The sequence below is a fragment of the Sporosarcina sp. QA0331 genome, from assembly GCF_055808055.1.
The window spans coordinates 2670572-2690807 of sequence record NZ_CM147850.1 but is presented as its reverse complement, the minus strand read 5'-3'; the positions used below and the strand labels follow the sequence as shown (position 1 = coordinate 2690807).

Sequence of the window (20236 nt, the reverse complement as noted above, 5' to 3'; positions counted from 1 at the left end):
ATGTAATCGCAGCATGCGTACATCCATTACTCCATCATACCACGCAATGTTTCGTGAATAATATTATTTCGACTAGACCTACTTGGAATTATAATGTTGCACAAGGGAAACATTAGACATATAATAGCACTATCGATATGACAGTAAGAAGTAAGGAGAATAAATATGATGGATTATTTTTTAGGGCTAAGTCCAGTCTATCAAGCATTGATCGCCACATTATTCACATGGGGGATGACTGCAATTGGGGCTGCTTTAGTCTTTACTACAAAGAAAGTTAACCAGAAGTTAATGGATGGAATGCTAGGATTTGCAGGCGGTGTAATGATCGCGGCCAGCTTTTGGTCGTTGCTAGCCCCTGCTATTGAAATGGCTGAAACAAATAGTTCGTTTCCATCTTGGTTTCCAGCAGTTGTCGGCTTTTTATTGGGAGGTCTTTTTCTAGGAGTGGCGGATAAAATCATTCCTCACTTGCATCCAAGCTCTTCCATGAAAGATGCAGAGGGCATCAATCCTGCCGGTAAGCGACGGAGCACACTTCTTGTCTTCGCGATTACTTTGCATAATATACCTGAAGGTCTCGCAGTGGGTGTGGCATTCGGTGCAGTGGCGGCTGGCATGCCGTCCGCTACAATGGCTGCCGCGATTGCTTTAGCAGTTGGAATCGGGATTCAGAACCTGCCTGAAGGAACTGCTGTTTCGATGCCGCTTCGCCGGGACGGGATGTCGCGTCGGAAAAGTTTCTTTTACGGACAATTCTCAGGAGCGGTAGAACCGATAGCGGCTGTGATTGGTGTACTTGCAGTGACAACGATGCAGCCACTTCTTCCATTCGCCTTAAGTTTTGCTGCGGGCGCAATGATCTTCGTCGTCGTGGAAGAGGTCATTCCAGGTTCGCAGGAAAATGGCAATAAAGATTTAGCTTCGCTTTGTTTAATGCTTGGATTTGCTGTAATGATGATATTAGACGTCGCATTTGGATAAGGATGCATATGAAACAAAGGACTTTAATCAGCATGGACGGTTTATTTCACCGTTCATGCTTTTTATTGTTGAAGATTTTCTACATTCATCATTCATGTAGAATGTAGACGTTACATACCCTTGTAAGGTATAGGCTCTTTCTATTACAAAGGGAAATAAAGATTATTTATTGAATAGGTGGTGGCGTAATAGATATGTATCATGTATTTATTGTAAGCTCGATCGTTTTATTAACTTTAATCATTATAACTTTGATGTCGCATAATAGAAAGGCGTTTGGGCCAATGCACGGTATGGTTATTTCGATGTTTTTTGGAATGAATGTCGGGTTGACTGCCGGATTATTATTTGGTGTAACTTTTCAAGGCAATCTATTCCTTTCGACACTTTTCGCAATGACTATTGGCGTATTTGCCGGCTCATTGTGCGGGATATGCTTTGGCATCCTGCCGATAATAGAAGGATTGATGGCTGGGTTGATGGGCGGCATGATGGGGGCTATGGTCGGGGAAATGTTACGAGTTGAACAGTCAATAAGTTTCATACAGATTTTCTTGTTTTTATCAATCAGTACAATCTTTCTTATAGCGATATTGGGAACTCCTAAAAACGCCAGAGTAAAGGAAAGAAAGTGGCTACTCAAACCTTTGGCACTTTTGATTTTTGCAGTTGTTCTCATAATAGGTGGAAATTCTATAGCGGAGAAAGATGCATTTCAAAAGAAAAGAAATATACCAGAAAACCATCACTCACAGATGATGGAGTTTCATGCTCAAGTTTTTAATGTTAATGCATTGGGGAAAAATACACAGAATGCCATAAGCAGGAAGTGTGTCCGTGAATACCAAATAAGAAGAATGTCTTAAAGCAATCCAGGAGTGTGTAAAGGCGTGCAATACCAGTTTTGACGCATGCTTGAAAGAAGAAGACATCAAGATGATGGCACACGTGTAGCGATATTATGTGCTCCTGTTATTGTAAACATTGAATTTATAATTATTTCCACATTGATAACTTTGTAATTTCCGTAGTATCTACCTTTAATTTCTATTATGCCTTTAACACCATCCACTTTTGCGATTACGTCTCTGTAAAGTTTAATTTTATCAACATCCGCTAGTCCCTATCTCATTAATGTACAAAACCATATTCTACTAAGGAACCAATGAAAAGGAGAGTATCGATGGGTTCAAATTGGTTCTTATATTGTTACTGTCTGCTAATAGACTGTAAGCAGAAAGAGGGGTGATAGAAATGAGTCGAGTTTGGAGAAACAATGACTTTGGTAACAATGGAAACAATCAATCGGAATCTCGAAGTCGTGCTGAGAATGATTTTGAAATTGACAACGATTTAAGGACGGATGTTGATACAGATGTAGACAACAGGATTCAGGACAAGAATACAAACGTTGCAAGAATCACTAACAGTGGTAACGCAAAAATTTGGTTGGATATTGATGTTGATTCTGATTCAGATTCCCGTTCTCGAGTGCGCGCTGAATCTGATGCTGATGCTGATTCGGATCAGGAACAAGAGCAAAACCAAAGATTTGAAGTGTAACTTCCGTAAGAAGGTGGGATGGTCGATAACACCTATCCCGCCTTTTCTTTCTGAAAGGAGGGGGTAATCTTGAATGATTATCGGAATAGGAGTAATAACGACTCTACGATCAAGGAGATAGACTTCAACAGATCCCAAATTGGTCAAAGTGGGAATTCTGACGTAGATGTAAATGTGAATGTGACTGTCGACACATCTTCTATTGCCTACGCATATCTATGTTCCATGTTGGCAACCAATAAAATGACCAATGAAGAATTCGAAATGGCTTTAAATAAATTGGAAGAAATAACAAATCGTAAACAAAATAAAGAAAAAAAGGAAAGGTCTTCAGGTATTGAAAACATAGATCACTACAGACAGAAAAAGCGTAACTATTTTTGGTAAATAAGTTGTCTAAAAGGTCTTCGTGGAAAAAATCTATGAAAATTTCGATTATCTACTCGTTACTTTACTTGAATCATTTCAAGTGAGTCAGTTAGTTTTTCATAGTATGTAGACTGGGAAAAACACATATTCAACTAAAGGGCAATCTTGTGGAGGACAGAAATTAATGGTTAAGTTACTTATTTGTAAATAAATTTTATTGAGAATCCGCTAGTCCCTATCTCATTATTGCTATAAAACCATATTCTACTAAGGAACCAATGAAAAGACGAGTATTGCCGAAATCAAATTGGTTCTAATATTTGTAAACAAAAAGAGGGGTGATAGAAATGAGTAGAGTACAGAGAGAGCGGAGAAAACGGAGAAATAATTTCTTTTTTGATAATGGGAACAATCAATCGGAATCACGTAACCGTTCCAATTCGGATTCTCGTAGCCGTGTTGATAATGATTTTGAAATTGACAACGATTTAAGGACAGATGTTGATACAGATGTAGACAACAGGATTCAGGACAAGAATACAAACGTTGCAAGAATCACTAACAGTGGTAACGCAAAAATTTGGTTGGATATTGATGTTGATTCTGATTCTGATTCCCGTTCTCGTGTGCGCGCTGAATCTGATGCTGATGCTGATTCGGATCAAGATCAAGAGCAAGACCAAAGATTTGAAGTCTAACTCCCCTGAGGAGGTGGGATGGTTGATAACGCCTATCCCTCCTTTTTCTTTGTGATAGGAGGGAGGTAAGCGTGAGATTATGAGCATAGGAATGACAACAAATCTGCGATAAAGGAGATAAAGTGGAGAATTATAATTGGACAACGGAAAGTGAGTTGTTGCCAAATATAGAATTTCAACGGACTAGTTAACCCCTAAGATAATCTGTTGTGATGGATTCTGCTTTGCTTAGGACGAAAAAAATATCCCCCGGATCTTAGACGTTTTATGAGAAACGAATTACGGGGGGAAAAATTTAATTAGGCTCCACATGGACATGAACATCATATACTCCGTAGTCATTGATCATGATGTTTTCTACTTGTGTAGCGATATTATGGGCCTCTGTTATAGTAAGCATCGAATTTACAAGGATTACAACGTCGATAACCTCGTTATTTCCGTAGTATCTACCTTTAATTTCTATTATACCTTTAACTCCATCCACTTTTGCAATTACGACTCTGTAAAGTTTAATTTTGTCTACGTCAAAACCATCCGAAAGTTCATGTGAAGCTTTTTTAAAAATATCCCATGCTGTTTTACAAATTAATAATCCCACGATTAGGGCAGTTAGTGTATCGATCCAAGGCATGCCTAATTGGGAAGCAAAGATACCTATCGCTGTTCCTATACTTACCCAAGCATCTGAAATATTATCTTTTGCAGCGGCCATGACTGCTGAGCTATTTATTCTAATTGCTATTTTTCTATTGTAACGATAGACAAAATACATCACGAGTGCCGAAAAAATACCGACATAAGCAGCACCAATGTGGGGTGACTCCTTTCCGTTTTGGAATATTGAGGAAATTGCATCGTTCAATACTTGAATACCGACCCCTAACATAATAAAAGATGCCACCATTGAAGCAATTGTTTCACTCTTCCAATGGCCATAACCATGGTCTTTGTCAGGCGGTCTTTGAGACAGCCTTAAACCGATAAGAACAGCGATGGACGCGACAATATCAGTTGTATTGTTGAGGCCATCCGCTTTTAACGCAGCAGAGTCGCTCAAATATCCGACTACCAATTTTATTATAGAGAGCAATATATAAGCGATAATACTAATAATGGCTCCGCGTTCGCCTAATTTAAGGTCATTATATTTCTGATTATCCATGCCTTACCCCTTTTTCATTATAAATATCAAAGGTTTCCTTGGTGCAACAAAAAACCCTCGACTGTTTCCAGTCGAGGGTTTGGTATTGAAAAATTGGTTTTAAATAATTTATAAAATATAACATACTTATCACTCTTTAAATTAATGATGTTTATTTACAATAGCATGATCTTGACAAATTAGCAAGGTTTGGATTGTTATATCGTTTTGTCACGCAAAAGTAAATTAGGGACGACACGTATATATATTAGTGAACCGATAAGCTCCACGATTGTCTGGGTTACGATTATGGCTACAACTAAATTACTTACATTTTCAGGAAAAGCCAATGCGAGGGGAAGGACGACTAGTGAATTACGAGTAGCTCCACTGAAAATCACCGCACGCCCTTTTTTAACCTCAAGCTTGAATAAGGTTACAATGAAACGAGAGATGAAAGGCATAATGACCATAAAAGCGATATAGATCGGAATTACTTTACTAATTAAATCTATGTATGCATATAATTTTCCTATTTGAGAAGCAACAATAACAAATAGAGTAAGAGCCATGAATGGAACTGGAAGCCATGAGGAGAATTCAATAATGTTAGCTCCGGTTTGTGATTTTTTCGAATGAAGCTGAATAAGTATTGCAACTCCAAGCGGAATAACGATTAACCCAATAAATGATTCGAAAAATGGCTCCGCTTCCACTATTCCTACGGCTTTCTTTCCCATGAATAATGATAAATACAAAGGTAATAGGAGCATCTGTGTGACGAAAAGAATTGGGGTCGCCATTAGTAATAGCTTTTCATTTCCCCGTCCTAGAGCCGTGAAAACAATAACATAATCAATGCATGGGGTTAACAATACTAAGTAAACACCGAGTAACAATGGGGGATGGTCCGGCAATAACTTGGATAGTAGCCAAACGATGATTGGCACCGCAATATAGTTTACCGTCAATAAAGCCCCAATAAAACGGCGATTCTTAAATGGATTTCTCAATGATGCGAAAGGAATTTGAGAAAACATACTATACATCAAAATAGCAATGACTACAGTAATCGTGATATCCAATCGTCCTGCTAAATCAGGCGCCGATAATCCTAATACGGCTGCACACATTATAACAATTACATACAGAATAATTTGAGTTTCTTCCATTTTTTCTCTTAATATCATTTCAGCAAGTCCTCCGGTATGCTCTGATCAATTACCTCTCGTTGTGAATTACTTACTTCACCATATTAGCATTTCAAACATCCTGTTGTAAGGCGGACGGATAGTTTCATCGTTCATGCTTTTTGGTGCTTGGGATAATATTGTCGTAATTAGTTCCTAAAAAAGTTTTAACCGAATAAGACTAGGCTGCATATAATAAATGAGGCAATCAATTTAATAGAAAGGCGGAATTACTGTAATTGCCAAAAGGGATAGTCCGGAGGGAAGGAATGTGAGTAGAGACTGTCAGTCATACGAATCGGCGAAGTCAATGTCTTTCGATAAAAATCAAATTGGAAAAAGGATATTTGATATTATCGCGAGCGCTTTGCTGATCATTTGGTGTATACCTATATTTCTAATCGTACCCTTACTTATTATAATTAGTTCGGGACGCCCGGTATTTTTCACACAGAAAAGGACGGGGAGGAATAAAAAAGAGTTCACAATCATAAAGTTTCGTACAATGAGACAATCAAGTGATGGCAGCAATATACGTAATTATGACTGGAAAGATGGAGTCCCAGACGAATTTGTATTCAAATCAGGATTCGATTCAAAAGTGACCCCGATTGGAAAAGTGTTACGGAAGTATAGTTTGGATGAGGTTCCGCAACTGTTCAATGTTTTGTTTGGCACAATGAGCATGGTAGGGCCACGACCGGAAATTCCTGAGATCACGTCGTATTACAATTTAAAGCAGGAGACAAGACTACTCGTGAAACCAGGCATGACTGGATATGCACAAATTAACGGCCGTTCAGAAATTAACCACGGCCAAAAAATCGAGTACGACCTTTACTATATTCAAAACCGTTCAATTCTTCTTGATATAAAAATACTGTTCGCGACAGTGAAGCTTGTAGTAAAGGGGAAGGGAGCATTTTGAATGGGTATGTTTGTGAATCGAAAAGGCGATCTGGTCGAATATGAATGAAGATGTGAATTTTTCAGAAATCGTCCACGTATTGCGCAAAAGAACGAAACATATATTGCTTACTCTTGCTTTTTTTCTTGTATGTGGCGGTGCAATCGGTTTTTGGATCCCTCCAATTTATGAGGCCGAGCTGGATGTGCTTGTTAACGCGCATTCTAATCGAACGAGTCCTGTTCCATCAATGGGAGAAATTGATACAAGCCTAAGATTGGTAGAAACGTATAAACAGATTATGAAAAGTGATCGTGTCAGCAAAAAGGTGAATTCTGCATTGGATGGACGATATCCTAAAGAGATAATCCGGAAAAAGGTCAAGATTGAGTCAGGGAATGGATCTCAAATCATCACAATTGTCGCGAAAGACGACACTGCAGAAGATGTAGCTATGTTGGCCAATACGTATGCCACTATCGTCAAAGAAGAAATTATGGATCTGATGAATTTAGATAATGTGACGATTATGGCTGAAGTATCAGCTGACACGGATACGACAAAAGTGAAGCCGGATTTATTCTATTATCTTCTCATTTCCATTTTTGCAGGTGCTCTAACATGCATAGCGGTTATCCTTATACAGGAAATCCATTTCGGGTATGTGGATTCCGAGGAAAAAATAAATAAAACTTTACACCTCCCGTTAGTAGGCACCATTAAGAAATTGGAACGGCGGAGTAAAGTAGAGAAGTCTTTGAAAGGGCAGGAAAAGCTTTTCCACCGTGTAGAAGAGAATGATTTTGGAAAGTTAGTTGCAAATGTTGTTCATCAAATGAAAAAAGAAAACTTTAAAATACTCCTTGTGACAAGCGCCATGAAAAGGGAAGGCAAGTCATTTGTTGCAAGCCATCTCGCCGCAGCTTTGGCTAGCGGGGGGAAAAAGACCGTTTTCGTTGATGCTGATCTACGAAAGTCGGATGGATCAATCATTTTCGATCTCGTTGATAGGAAAGGCATGACTTCCATTGTGAGCGGGTTCTATTCACTAATTGAGTCATCACAAGAAACAGATCATCCTTATTTGACCTTCATTGGAACTGGACCTTTGCCACTCGATCGACTTTCATTGCTGCAATCCCAGGAATGGGCAACGGTTATGAAAGATTTGCATGCTGTGTATGACTACGTAATTATTGATGCCCCAGATATGGCTTTACCGGATGTTCATTTCCTCCTACCAAACAGTGATGGGGTTTTATTTGTATTGGATCAAAAGGCGTCGAAAAAGGAAGTACTTACAAGCATTAAATCGATCCGAAATTTGAACGGCAATATTATAGGTGCAGTCACGAATAGGCAGAAAGGTTAGTAGTAAGGGGGTAATCAATAGGGAATGGAGTAGGACAAATGAATGCTTTCTCTAAATTTAAAGAAAAGCTATTTCGAAATTCATTTCTCAAACATTTATCAGTGTTAATGGCTGGAACCGCCTTATCAAATTTATTGATTATCATGACGACACCGATTTTGACGAGACTTTATTCGCCGGAGGATTTCGGCAGCCTATCCATCTTTCTATCAATTCTATATACATTGACCATCATCGTTTCGCTTCGCTATGAGACAGCAATCCCTTTGCCTGAAAAAGAAGAAGACGCTTTCCATCTTCTAATTCTTTCAACATGGATTGCAGTCGTTATGAGCGCTCTGACATTTGGAACAGTCATCATTCTATATATCACAGATATCCTGCATATCCCAGGTATTGAAGGGCATATATGGCTACTATCATTGAGTCTTTTAGGCATTGGCCTGTTTCAAGTGTTGAATTGCTGGGCAATCCGAACAGAGGAGTTCGATTCAGTATCGAAATCGAAAGTGATGATGAATTCAGGCCAAGTCGGTTCCCAAATGCTGTTAGGACTTTTATCTCCAACTGTATTAAGTCTCTTGGTCGGTGAAGTGGTGGGAAGATTCTCTGGTGTTATAGCTTATATGAAAACATTAAAGCGGAATCGGCTTCGTTCCTATCCGATTTCGATTGTGAAAATGAAACAGGTTATGAAGCGGTACAAATCTTTCCCGCTCGTATCAAGCTGGTCCGCTCTATTGAATAATGCAGGAACCCAGCTGCCGGTGTTTTTCCTTGTCGCAGTATTCGACACAAAGACAGCTGGATTCTTTTTTCTCGCCCAAAAGATATTGACGGTTCCCGAAGGACTTCTCGGATTTTCGGCTTCTCAAGTGTATATGTCTCAGGCTGCCCAACAAGCAAGACTGTCGTATCGAGAGTTCAGGACATTCTTTTGGGATATTGTGAAGAAGATGATCATAATGGGAAGTGTGACAATCGGCGCAATCGCATTAGTCGCTCCACCGTTGATCCAAATCGTGTTCGGCGATGTGTGGACAGATACAGGAGCTTTTATCCAAGTGTTATCAATCATGTATGTCATGAGGATTATCGTTCATCCACTCGTTGCGAACTTTTATGTGTTTGAGGCGTTGAAAACCCAAACAGTGGCGGAAGCAATCCGCTTCCTCATGATTGTCCTATCACTCATTCCAGCGCTTCAATTTGCAGATAGTCCCATCCTTGCAATATTGTGGATCAGCATAGGAACTTCAATCGGCTATGTTGCTATAGGATTCTTTACATGGTTCATAATGAAAAAGAATTACATGAATGAGGCTCAATCAAATGGGTAAGCGTTATTCAATGCTGCAAATCGTATTATTCATAACAATGCTCACTAGCTCTATCGTGTTGATTGAACCATCCCCATACGATCTATTTATGATGCTCTTCCTATCCATCATACTTCTCTCACTTCATTTGAAGATAAATACAACTATTCTTTCCCCGATCGTTTTATGTTTGGTGTTTTTGCTGACAAATGCAATCTCCATGTTTTTTGTACAATATCCTGCATCTACGATTTTTTATTTCATTATTACTTTTTATTTAGTCGTGACTTTTATTTTGTTGATCGGTTTTTTTCAAAAAACGAGTGCAAAAACTTTCCATGTCATTCTTGGAGGATATTATTGCGCCGCTTTGGTTGCGACGATCATCGGGTTGCTCGCATACTTCTATTTGCTTCCGTCGAGTGATTTGTTTTTACTGTTCGGAAGGGTGAAGTCGACGTTTAAGGATCCGAATGTTTTCGGGCCGTTTCTTGTCATTCCGGCTTTGTATGCACTTTCCCTTTCCGAAATGGCTAGAAAAAGGACAGGGAAGAGAGTAGTGCATTTTTTATTGTTCATCTTGCTGACTATCGGCATTATTATTTCATTTTCTAGAGCGGCTTGGGGTAATTTTGCCATCTCTCTATTTCTCTATATGTTGATGGCCAAAAGGGGGATCATTGCAGCTAGGCTCCGTACAGCCATTTTTATAGTCATTTTGGCGATCCCTGTCGTCGTTGTACTTATTCAATCGCCTGCGATTGAGGATTTGCTTTCCTCGAGACTTACGATAAAAAAATATGACAGCGACCGATTTGGCACGCAAAAGGAAGCGTTCCACCACGGTTTTTCCAACTTGCTCGGCATGGGGCCAGGTCAGTCTGAATTGGAGTTTCAATATTCCCCACATAGTTTGTATGCAAGAGTATTTACTGAAAACGGGGTAGTCGGTCTTCTCTCCATTTTATCGATCATATTGCTTTCAATTTGGCGGTCTTATAAAAATTATCGACATTCCGGTTATTTGGAAAGTCCTCTATATGCCATCATTTTTTCTTCACTTGTCGGTCTCTCCTTCAATAGTTTTTTCATTGATACATTACATTGGAGGCATTTTTGGATTGTGATGGCGCTCGCTTGGCTGCCGTATGAAACGGTGACACAGTCCGAAGAGAGGAGTGACTTGCCATGAAGGATAAAAACTTCAAAATTGTCCAAGTGATTACGAGGATGGATACGGTAGGAGGTGCTCAAATCCATGTTCGCGACATCGCTATCTATTTGAAAAACCATGGATACGACGTTCAGTTGATATTTGGGGGCATGGGGAATGTACATGATTCGCTTAAAGAAATTCCAATCCATTCTGTTCGCCATCTTGTCCGAGAGCTGAATCCTATTTCGGATATAAAAGCATTTTTTGAATTAAGAAAGCTTCTAAAAATAATTAAGCCAAATCTGGTTGCTACCCATTCCTCAAAGGCAGGCATAATCGGCCGCCTCGCTGCCGCGTCACTACGCATCCCCGTTATATTCACAGCTCATGGCTGGTCATTTACAGATGGCATTCAAAATCCAAAAAAGTTGATTTATCAATGTGTAGAAAGGATAGCAGGATATTTCACTTCAGGTGTCATTGCAGTTTCAGAATATGACAGAGAGCTCGCCCTTAAGCGCAATGTCGTACGAGAAGACAAGATCATCTGTATACAAAATGGAGTTCATGATGTTGTGTGTCCACAAAGAGTGAAAGTGGAAGTGGAAGAAGTCCGACTCATTATGATTGCGCGTTTTGCTCATCCGAAGATGCAATTGCAGCTTCTCGAATCTCTTGTACTATTGAAGGAGCTGAAATGGACGATGCATTTCGTAGGTGACGGACCTGAAAGAGAGAAGACAGAACGATTCGCCATTGAAAATGGAATGATCCATAAAGTCCACTTCGAAGGCTGGCGTCAAGACATTGACGATATGCTAGCGACATCTCATATTTTCATCCTCCTATCGAAATACGAAGGCCTTCCGCTCTCCGTTTTGGAAGCGATGCGGGCTGGACTGCCGGTCATTGCAACAGATGTCGGCGGAGTGAAAGAAGCGGTCACTGCGGAAAACGGCATTTTAGTGCAGGTCGATGATTCGCATGCTTTAACGGGAGCGCTTGAAATAATGATAAGAGATCGTGAATTACAAGGAAGGATGGGAGCCAACGGAAGAAAATTATTTGAGGAAAAATTCACGTTTAACAAAATGATGGAAGAGACTCTCGATTATTATAAAGCGATTACAGGAAAGGGCAATTTGGATTGAAGAATCGCTAAATAAGAGCCCGCCATCTATATCTGATGTTTTCATTAAAGGGAGAAAGGGTGAAGAGTTGGAGCTTATTCGAATTAATACATTGGAACAAATACTCAAAGTGAAAAACGAATGGGCTCAAATTCTTGCGTCCAATGAGAACACAAACCCTTTCATCGAGTTCGATTGGATTTCACTTTGGACGAAACATCTCGGTAAAGACAAATATATAGAAATTATAGCTGTAAAAAGTGGGGATTCCTATATCGGTTTCTTTCCATTCGTGAAAAAGAATAGTATTTTTGGTGTTGTTTACGGAATGATCGGTTTAGGTCAAACCAATTATATGGATTTTATCGTCATGAAGGACAGATTGGAAGAAACGGTCATATTCGTTTTAGAACAATTAATGAAAGAGCGAAGACAAATTATCTTTAATTTGCATGGAATATTGGAAAGCAGTCCGACATACGGGGTCCTCGTAGATTTGTTAAATGAAAAACGATATGGCCATTCGATTCACAAGGTTGTCACTCCATATATTAATCTGGAAGAAATACAAATGAATGAATATATGGATAAACGGAAGAAGCTACATCGGTTGGAACGAAGAGAAAAAAGACTTCATCTATTAGGAAAAGTCGAGTATAAGATATGTTCGCAAGACGAAATGGATCTCATTTATGAAATCCATAACAAAAGATGGGAGAAGAGAAGTGATACGAGTGGATTTACGAATGAAGTTGAACGCGAGTTTTTCAAAGAACTTTTCCTAGTTGACAGTGATCGTTTGAAGACGATTGTCGATGCTCTTTATGTGGAAGGGAGGATGATCGCGTTCAATTATGGATTTTTATGCGGTAGTCGGTATTTAGGATACGTGCTAGGTTATGATGATGAATTCGATTCATTCAGTCCTGGAAGGATGTTAGAAAAGGAGTCAATTATCGATTTCGTCACGAAGAAAGGAATAGCCGTTTTTGATTTGAGCATTGGGTATGAGCCATATAAATTTGAATGGAATACACATCTTGATTACACTGCAAAATTCGTTTTCTCTTCTAAAGGAATACTTGCTTCCTCTGGGAGATTGCTTTTTTCATTGAAAGAAAAGATGATCGACCAGCTTAAGAAAAATAGAAAGATTGTAAGCTTTAAGAGAGACACATTAGGTTATTTGAAGTATTTGGCGAGGAAATTACTCAAGAATCCGGATCGTTTCGATAGGAAAAAGACGTTCCACCAATTAAAGGGGAAAATTATCTCATTCTTTTGGAAGAAAGAGCATTCGTTCATTATGAAAAAAGAAGTAGAACGGACGAGAAAGCCAGGCCTAGGAGAAGGATTTGCTGAGCTGACATTGAAGGATGCAATTTATGATACAAGGTTCAAAGGGCAGGACTTGAAGCTTATTTGCACAAAACTGTACGGGGGTTATCAGGCGTATTACAGATATGATGACTGTGATGGAGAAATTATTTGGACGAATCGGAAAGTGCTTCGGCTCAGTAGTATCTCTTACATAAAAGAGCTACGGAAAAATGCCATTTGGTTGGAGGGATGGAACGATCGAAACATTGTGGATATATGCAAGTTCGTAAACAAAGAGCATCTTATTCATTCCATACTTCTTGAAGTAGATGCCAAGAATCGAAATGCAATAAGGAAGTTGGAAGAAGTGGGCTTTGAAATTGAAAAGTCGGTGTTTGGCACAACGAGATTCGGCAGGCGGAAGCTGCAAGTAAATGAAAAACGGGAGAATTAGGAGAGTCCATATTGATATCCATTCATCGAGCCTTTTTCTTTTTCCAATTTTGCAATAGGTATTTCGACAAAGAGGCAATGCCTCTCAATGAGGGAAGCTCTTTAACAGGCTATTCTCACTGCTTAGCGAAGGATGAGAGGCTTATGCCGATACAAACAATCCATATTCAACTGCAAAAAAATAAGGAGACATTATTTGCGGAAATTGAAAAGGAAAACAGAAGGCAAATCCGTAAAGCAGAAAAACGGGCGATGCAGTTTTTCGCTATAGAGCAACCTTCAGATTTGGATCTAAAAAAATTTCAAAAGTTTTATAACCGGCATGCTAAGAAGAAAAACACTTATCGTTGTCGTTCCTATCATTTGAACACAATGAAAAAGCTGGCCGAAAAGAATGGCCTTGTCTTCACTTATATGACAGATGAAGATCATAAAAACATCTACTGTTATCGTATATATGTTACTGACGGGGAAACGGCGATGACTTTATACTCCGCTTCTAACATTGGGCTTCAATCAGTATCTGAAACGAAACGGATTTTGAGTGAAGCAAATCGGTACTTACTTTGGAAAAATATTTTACGTTTTAAAGAGAAAGGAGTAAAAGTGTTAGATATGGGTGGACTGACGGAAGAACCTTCTATTCAAAAGTTCAAAAAGGGATTCGGAGGAAACATAGTTACAGTTTATTCTGGATATGTAGCTAACTCGACACTCGGCAGGCTTGTACTTATAGGAAGGAAAAGAATGCTCAAAAAAGGCAGGGGAAAAGATGATTGAGCAAGGGGCCTTCATCATCTCCTTGGATTTTGAATTGAATTGGGGAGTGCACGACGTATTTACGTTGGAAGAGTACGGGGAAAACATTTTAGGGGTTCGGCAAGCAATCCCGAAAATGCTTGCTCTCTTCGAGCAATACGATATTCATGCGACGTGGGCAACGGTTGGTATGCTTTGCTTTAGTGATAAAAAGGAAATGAAAAAATACATTCCTTCCATCCTCCCTTCATACGTAGACCAAAATTTTTCGCCTTATGGCAAGTTGAGCGCAGTAGGTGAGAATGAGGAAAAGGATCCGTATCATTTCGGATTGACATTAGTTCAGCGAATTACAAAAGTACTTTACCAAGAAATCGGAACTCATACCTTTTCTCATTATTATTGTTTGGAAAATGGGCAGACTGCAGAACAATTTCAAGCGGATTTACAAGCATCCATGAGACTCCCGAATTTGAGTAACCATAAGATCAGTTCTCTAGTGTTTCCGAGGAATCAAACGAATGCCCCTTATTTGAAGGTATGCAAAGCGTCAGGAATCGAATCCTATCGGGGGAATGAAGAAAATTGGGTGTATGAAGCTAGCGGATATAAAGGAAGAAGCAAGTTGAAAAGAGCAGTCCGTCTGTTGGATTGTTATGTCAATCTAACGGGACATCATACGTACCGAATTAGCAATGATAACGACGATTATCCAATTAATCTGCGCTCAAGTAGATTTCTTCGTCCGTATAATCCTAAGCTTAAAATGTTTGAACCATTGCGCTTGAAACGGATTAAAAAAGGTATCGAGCATGCAGCCAAACAGAAAGAGATCTACCATCTATGGTGGCATCCGCATAACTTCGGCACATTTTTAGATGAAAATCTCAAATTTCTAACAGAAATACTCGACCATTTCGCAAAGATGCGTGAAGTATACGGCATGCAAAGTATGAATATGGGAGAAGCGGCAAAGGAGTTCTACAAAGATACATTACATTAATAAGCGAAAAAAGGAATCCGAAGATGGATTCCTTTTTCATGTTGTGCGCCCAGCATGGGCGTAGTCTATAGGGTGCAAGTCCCGAACTGTGAAGGCAGAAGTAGCAGTTAGCTTAACGCAAGGGTGTCCATGGTGACATGGAATCTGAAGGAAGCGAGCGGCAAACCTCCGGTCTGAGGAACACGAACTTCATATAAGGCTATGTATGATTGGGTGAGTTTGCAATTCAAAACAAAGCCCTTTCTGCCGAAGGTCATATGTAGTAAATGAAGCAGATAGATGGAGGGAAAGACTACGTTCTTACCTGGGGAGGTCTGATTGGTATGCCAAGTACACTTGGTAACCTACTCAGTGATGGGTAGCTGAACAATCAGAAGTCAGCAGACGCCATAGTACCATTCGAACTCGAGAAGAATGGGAAGGGCTGAACAATTAAGAGAGAACAACATCTTGGCATTCAGCAACCTGCGAAGAACACAGATAACCGATAAGGCATGCTTGAAGGAGGAAGTGGTGAATTCCACGGGGGACTTCGAGATGGTGGAGCAGGACTGGCATAAGAAGAACCGTTGTTCACGGAAAGAGGCGTAACGCATGTTGATGGAGCGAATACTGTCACGTGAAAACCTGCTTTCTGCCCTGAAACGGGTGGAGCGCAATAAAGGAAGCTACGGTGTGGATGAAATGCCCGTACAAAACCTACGGAAGCACATCCTAGAACATTGGGAATCCATGAAAATGGAACTTCTTCAGGGAACCTATGAACCGCAACCTGTCCGCAGGGTCGAAATCCCGAAACCTGACGGGGGTGTGCGTCTATTAGGTATCCCTACCGTGATAGACCGCTTTATCCAACAGGCGATAGCCCAAGTATTAACTTCTCTATATGACCCGACATTCTCAGACCATAGTTATGGATTTCGTCCTAATCGAAGTGCTCACGATGGAGTCAGAAAAGCAAGAGGGTACATACAGGAGGGAAATCGCTGGGTTGTCGATATCGACTTGGAGAAATTCTTTGATAAAGTGAACCATGACAGACTCATGGGGACACTTGCGAAACGAATCAAAGATAAACATCTTCTTAGATTAATCCGTAAATATCTCAAATCGGGCATCATGATAAATGGTATCGTGACAATGAGTGAAGAAGGGACTCCGCAAGGAGGACCTTTGAGTCCACTCCTTTCCAACATCGTCCTTGATGAACTTGATAATGAATTGGAGAAGAGGGGGCATAAGTTTGTCCGATATGCCGATGACTGCAATATCTACGTGAGAACACAGAAAGCAGGTAATCGGGTCATGAGCTCCATCACTTCATTTATTGAAGGTAAACTTAAGTTGAAAGTGAACCTGAATAAGTCCGCAGTTGACCGTCCATGGAAAAGGAAGTTTCTTGGCTTTAGTTTCACAAGTGGTAAGGAACCGAAGGTTCGCATTGCCAAGGAAAGTGTGAAGCGAATGAAGAACAAAATCCGTGAAATCACTTCAAGGAAGATACCTTATGCGATGGAATACCGGATCAAGAAACTTAATCAATATCTGATGGGATGGTGTGGATATTTCGCACTGGCTGACACGCCAAGTGTGTTTATTAAATTTGACTCGTGGATTAAAAGAAGACTACGAATGTGTATGTGGAAGAACTGGAAGAAACCAAGTACAAAGGTGAGAAAACTCATTGGACTAGGCGTCCCGAGGGGAAAAGCATATGAATGGGGCAATTCACGTAAAAGTTACTGGAGAATATCTAAAAGTCCGATACTACACAGAACCCTTGGGGACCCGTATTGGAGTTCCCAAGGGCTTAAAAGTCTGATATCTCGTTACGAAGACTTGCGTTATCAATCTTAATTGAACCGCCGTATACCGAACGGTACGTACGGTGGTGTGAGAGGTCGGGAGTTAATCACTCCCTCCTACTCGATTTAAAAACAAGTAAACTGGTCAATCCGGTTCAAATCGATTCCGAAAAACACCCAACGGCGACGGCTAGGACTCCAACGGTATCCTGCGACAGAAGTACGGCCGACGAATGTAGGGAAGTACCAGAATCCATTCCGTCTTGATGTCCAGACGAACGTGTATCGGAATAGGCAACCTCTAATTGCTCCCGGATCAACTGCGAAGAGTTGTGGTTGATTTCCACCAGGATAGGACGGTGTAAAGTTCGGTGGGGGTGCTGTCGGCGCTTGTTGCCCGCCTTGCCCTGGCGGGAATCCACCGCCCGGAAAACCACCGCCGGGAAACCCGCCGCCTGGGAACCCTGGAGTTTGCCCCGGAAAGCCTCCACCCGGGAATCCTGGTCCTTGGCCTGGGAACCCCGGTCCTTGGCCTGGGAATCCGCCTCCTTGAAACCCACCGCCCGGGAATCCACCAAATGGTAACTGAGCCGTGTATCCTCCGTTACCCATGTCATAGCTCGGCATAGCCATGCCTGTCATATAGTCATCCATCCCGTAGCTCGACATACCTGCGCCGGGCATCCATCCGTCCATCCCCTGTTGCATTCCATGTCCCTCCCCCGTATATCCTTCTGGTAACTGCGGGTACCACTGTTCTTCTTCGTGATTCATGTTCGTCATCATTTCTCTCCCTTCAAGCGATTCCTCCTATTTATATGTAGCAGTTAGAGAAATGGGTTGGACTCTTGGGTAAGGGAAACTTTTTTCTTCTGTTTTCATTTAAATTAACTAGAGTAGGTCGTAAACGAATTTTCATTCATTCAGCACACTAAAACAACAGCACATTACTATAGAACAAATTTTCGTAAAAATCACCAAAATCCTTTTAACATCGTGTACGATGGACAGTAGAAATAAGATTTTCTTTAGCTGAAAGGATGTTTTGGATGATTGAATTAACTGGAGCTTCTCTTACACTCGAACAGATGGAAGATATTTTATATAAAGGGAAACAGGTAGTGTTGAAGGCTAATGCATTGGAACGCGTTCAAAAAAGCCGGGAAGCTGTTGATCGGATTGTTGAGAACGATAAAACGATATATGGTATCAATACCGGCTTTGGCAAATTCAGTGATGTAAAAATTGATGAGAAAGATACGAAGGCTTTGCAGCTTCATCTCATCCGCTCACATGCATGTGGTGTCGGCGAACCTTTTTCCGAAACTGTTTCGCGAGCTATGGTCGCCTTGCGATTGAATGCGCTTCTTAAAGGCTTTTCGGGTATCCGGGTTGAGGTGCTAGAACGTTTTGCATTCATGGTGAATAACGGAATTCACCCGGTCATACCACAACAAGGATCACTAGGTGCGTCAGGAGACCTTGCGCCGCTTTCCCATTTGGCATTAGTGCTGTTAGGAGAAGGATTCGTGTGGAGAGATGGCGGTCATGTGCCGGCTGCGCAAGTTTGGAAGGAATTCGGGATGGAGCCGATCGTTCTTGAAGCGAAGGAAGGGCTTGCATTAATTAACGGCACGCAGGCAATGACTGCCCAAGGCGTCGTCAATTATTTGGAGGCGGAGAAACTTGCATACTGCAGTGAATGGATTGCCGCTATGACAATGGAAGCGTTGCATGGAATTACGGATGCTTTTCATCCTGCAATACATGAGGCTCGCGGTTATAAAGAGCAAGTGGACGTTGCGGCAAGAATATTGGATTGGCTGGAGGACAGCCAATTGACGACAACACAGGGGGAGAAGCGCGTACAAGACGCCTATTCAATCCGCTGTATACCACAAGTCCACGGAGCCAGCTGGCAAGTGCTATCATATGTGAAAGAAAAACTGGAAATTGAAATGAATGCAGCGACAGATAACCCACTCATTTTTGAAGATGGCGAGATTGTCGTGTCAGGCGGGAATTTCCACGGACAGCCAATCGCATTTGCGATGGACTTTTTGAAAATTGGTGTCGCTGAACTTGCAAATATTTCCGAGCGTCGTATTGAGCGGCTCGTCAATCCGCAATTGAACGAAGGGCTGCCGCCATTCCTTAGCCCGCAACCTGGCTTGCAATCAGGGGCGATGATCTTGCAATACTCTGCAGCAAGTCTTGTGTCAGAAAATAAAACACTGGCACATCCGGCATCTGTCGATTCGATTCCTTCATCTGGCAACCAAGAGGATCATGTATCGATGGGAACGATTGGTTCGCGGCACGCCCAGCAAATTATTAAGAACGCAAGAAATGTATTGGCAATTGAAGCATTATGTGCAATGACGGGCTGTACGTTCCGAGGCGTTGAAAAAATGGCACCAAAAACACGCAAGACACTTGAAGGACTGCTGCAAGTCGTAAAACCGATTGATGAAGATCGGATTTTCGGACCGGATATTGAAAAGATTGCAGACTACTTGAATAAATAATTAGTAGAGGCTGTGCGGGAAATCAGTGTGGACTGAATTTCCGCCAACCTCTATTTATATATGGCTAGTAGCGAATCGAGTCCAAAGCGAGTCGTCTTGCGTCCAAAGCAAGACGTCGCGCGTCCAAAGCAAGTCGCTGCACGTCCAAAGTAAGTCGTCGCGCGTCCAAAGCAAGTCGCTGCACGTCCAAAGTAAGTCGTCGCGCGTCCAAAGAAAGCCATCGCGCGTCCAAAGCAATCTGCCTCACGTCCAAAGTAAGTCATCGCGCGTCCAAAGCAATCTGCCTCACGTCCAAAGCAAGTCGCCGCACGTCCAAAGTAAGTCATCGCGCATCCAAAGCAAGTCGCTGCACGTCCAAAGTAAGTCATCGCGCGTCCAAAGCAATCTGCCTCACGTCCAAAGTAAGTCGTCGCGCATCCAAAGCAAGTCGCTGCACGTCCAAAGTAAGTCGTCGCGCGTCCAAAGCGAGTCGTCTTGCGTCCAAAGTAAGTCATCGCGCGTCCTAAGCAATCCGTTCCGCGCTCAAAGCAAGCATG

General features: G+C 41.3%; 20 protein-coding genes and 1 pseudogene. 16 read left to right on the top strand and 5 right to left on the bottom strand.

Annotated elements, in window-relative coordinates:
- The first annotated feature begins 165 nt into the window (after positions 1-165).
- The 3 genes and pseudogenes from AC0L13_RS13605 to AC0L13_RS13595 all read left to right on the top strand — a co-directional run.
- On the top strand, positions 166-984 hold the full coding sequence (locus tag AC0L13_RS13605) for a ZIP family metal transporter (RefSeq protein ID WP_473640442.1): 819 nt from the start codon (positions 166-168) through the stop codon (positions 982-984).
- 194 nt (positions 985-1178) lie between these two features.
- Complete coding sequence (locus AC0L13_RS13600) at positions 1179-1850, top strand: hypothetical protein (protein WP_473640440.1); 672 nt, start codon at positions 1179-1181, stop codon at positions 1848-1850.
- Between the two features lie 4 nt (positions 1851-1854).
- Positions 1855-1929: pseudogene (locus AC0L13_RS13595) on the top strand (four-helix bundle copper-binding protein); the annotation flags it as partial.
- Here AC0L13_RS13595 and AC0L13_RS13590 read toward each other — a convergent pair.
- Positions 1916-2056, bottom strand: a complete 141-nt coding sequence (locus AC0L13_RS13590; RefSeq protein WP_473640438.1) for a cation transporter dimerization domain-containing protein — start codon at positions 2054-2056, stop codon at positions 1916-1918. The pseudogene AC0L13_RS13595 and the gene AC0L13_RS13590 sit on opposite strands and share 14 nt — an antisense overlap.
- A 182-nt stretch (positions 2057-2238) precedes the next feature.
- On the opposite strand from AC0L13_RS13590, the gene AC0L13_RS13585 reads away from it, so the two are divergent.
- From AC0L13_RS13585 to AC0L13_RS13575, 3 genes are all read left to right on the top strand, one after another.
- Complete coding sequence (locus tag AC0L13_RS13585; protein ID WP_473640436.1) at positions 2239-2547, top strand: hypothetical protein; 309 nt, start codon at positions 2239-2241, stop codon at positions 2545-2547.
- A 69-nt stretch (positions 2548-2616) separates the two neighbouring features.
- Positions 2617-2934 carry a hypothetical protein gene (locus AC0L13_RS13580; RefSeq protein ID WP_473640433.1) on the top strand — a complete coding sequence of 106 codons (318 nt, stop codon included), beginning with the start codon at positions 2617-2619 and terminating at the stop codon, positions 2932-2934.
- A 329-nt stretch (positions 2935-3263) separates the two neighbouring features.
- Positions 3264-3614 carry a hypothetical protein gene (locus tag AC0L13_RS13575; protein ID WP_473640431.1) on the top strand — a complete coding sequence of 117 codons (351 nt, stop codon included), beginning with the start codon at positions 3264-3266 and terminating at the stop codon, positions 3612-3614.
- A gap of 295 nt (positions 3615-3909) precedes the next feature.
- Here AC0L13_RS13575 and AC0L13_RS13570 read toward each other — a convergent pair whose 3' ends face one another.
- Both AC0L13_RS13570 and AC0L13_RS13565 read right to left on the bottom strand, forming a co-directional pair.
- Positions 3910-4779, bottom strand: coding sequence for a cation diffusion facilitator family transporter (locus AC0L13_RS13570; protein WP_473640428.1), 870 nt, complete (start codon positions 4777-4779; stop codon positions 3910-3912).
- Positions 4780-4976: 197 nt separating this feature from the next.
- Complete coding sequence (locus tag AC0L13_RS13565; protein WP_473640425.1) at positions 4977-5948, bottom strand: arsenic resistance protein; 972 nt, start codon at positions 5946-5948, stop codon at positions 4977-4979.
- A gap of 271 nt (positions 5949-6219) precedes the next feature.
- Here AC0L13_RS13565 and AC0L13_RS13560 point away from each other — a divergent pair, with 271 nt between their 5' ends.
- The 9 genes from AC0L13_RS13560 to ltrA all read left to right on the top strand — a co-directional run bounded on the left by AC0L13_RS13560 (position 6220) and on the right by ltrA (position 17224).
- Positions 6220-6876, top strand: a complete 657-nt coding sequence (locus AC0L13_RS13560) for a sugar transferase (RefSeq protein ID WP_473640423.1) — start codon at positions 6220-6222, stop codon at positions 6874-6876.
- A 40-nt stretch (positions 6877-6916) separates the two neighbouring features.
- Entirely contained in the window at positions 6917-8227 is a 1311-nt protein-coding gene (locus tag AC0L13_RS13555) for a tyrosine-protein kinase domain-containing protein (protein ID WP_473640421.1), read from the top strand.
- Between the two features lie 38 nt (positions 8228-8265).
- On the top strand, positions 8266-9567 hold the full coding sequence (locus AC0L13_RS13550) for a lipopolysaccharide biosynthesis protein (protein WP_473640419.1): 1302 nt from the start codon (positions 8266-8268) through the stop codon (positions 9565-9567).
- Entirely contained in the window at positions 9560-10738 is a 1179-nt protein-coding gene (locus AC0L13_RS13545; protein ID WP_473640417.1) for an O-antigen ligase family protein, read from the top strand. The genes AC0L13_RS13550 and AC0L13_RS13545 overlap by 8 nt, the downstream gene beginning before the upstream one ends.
- Entirely contained in the window at positions 10735-11853 is a 1119-nt protein-coding gene (locus AC0L13_RS13540) for a glycosyltransferase family 4 protein (RefSeq protein ID WP_473640415.1), read from the top strand. The genes AC0L13_RS13545 and AC0L13_RS13540 overlap by 4 nt, the downstream gene beginning before the upstream one ends.
- Positions 11854-11920: 67 nt before the next feature.
- Positions 11921-13606 (top strand): GNAT family N-acetyltransferase, encoded by a 1686-nt coding sequence (locus AC0L13_RS13535; protein ID WP_473640413.1) that lies wholly within the window; start codon positions 11921-11923, stop codon positions 13604-13606.
- A 143-nt stretch (positions 13607-13749) separates the two neighbouring features.
- Entirely contained in the window at positions 13750-14385 is a 636-nt protein-coding gene (locus AC0L13_RS13530; RefSeq protein ID WP_473640411.1) for a hypothetical protein, read from the top strand.
- Positions 14378-15367 (top strand): polysaccharide deacetylase family protein, encoded by a 990-nt coding sequence (locus AC0L13_RS13525; RefSeq protein ID WP_473640409.1) that lies wholly within the window; start codon positions 14378-14380, stop codon positions 15365-15367. Before AC0L13_RS13530 ends, AC0L13_RS13525 begins: the two co-directional genes overlap by 8 nt.
- Before the next feature lie 594 nt (positions 15368-15961).
- A complete protein-coding gene (ltrA, locus tag AC0L13_RS13520) occupies positions 15962-17224 on the top strand; it encodes a group II intron reverse transcriptase/maturase (protein WP_473640407.1) in 1263 nt (420 codons plus the stop codon).
- A 74-nt stretch (positions 17225-17298) separates the two neighbouring features.
- Here ltrA and AC0L13_RS13515 read toward each other — a convergent pair whose 3' ends face one another.
- On the bottom strand, positions 17299-17955 hold the full coding sequence (locus tag AC0L13_RS13515) for a hypothetical protein (protein WP_473640405.1): 657 nt from the start codon (positions 17953-17955) through the stop codon (positions 17299-17301).
- A 266-nt stretch (positions 17956-18221) separates the two neighbouring features.
- Here AC0L13_RS13515 and hutH point away from each other — a divergent pair, with 266 nt between their 5' ends.
- Positions 18222-19700, top strand: coding sequence for a histidine ammonia-lyase (gene hutH / locus AC0L13_RS13510; RefSeq protein WP_473640402.1), 1479 nt, complete (start codon positions 18222-18224; stop codon positions 19698-19700).
- A gap of 50 nt (positions 19701-19750) precedes the next feature.
- Here the strand turns inward: hutH and AC0L13_RS13505 are convergent, their stop codons facing one another.
- Complete coding sequence (locus tag AC0L13_RS13505) at positions 19751-20194, bottom strand: hypothetical protein (RefSeq protein ID WP_473640400.1); 444 nt, start codon at positions 20192-20194, stop codon at positions 19751-19753.
- Positions 20195-20236: the final 42 nt, after the last annotated feature.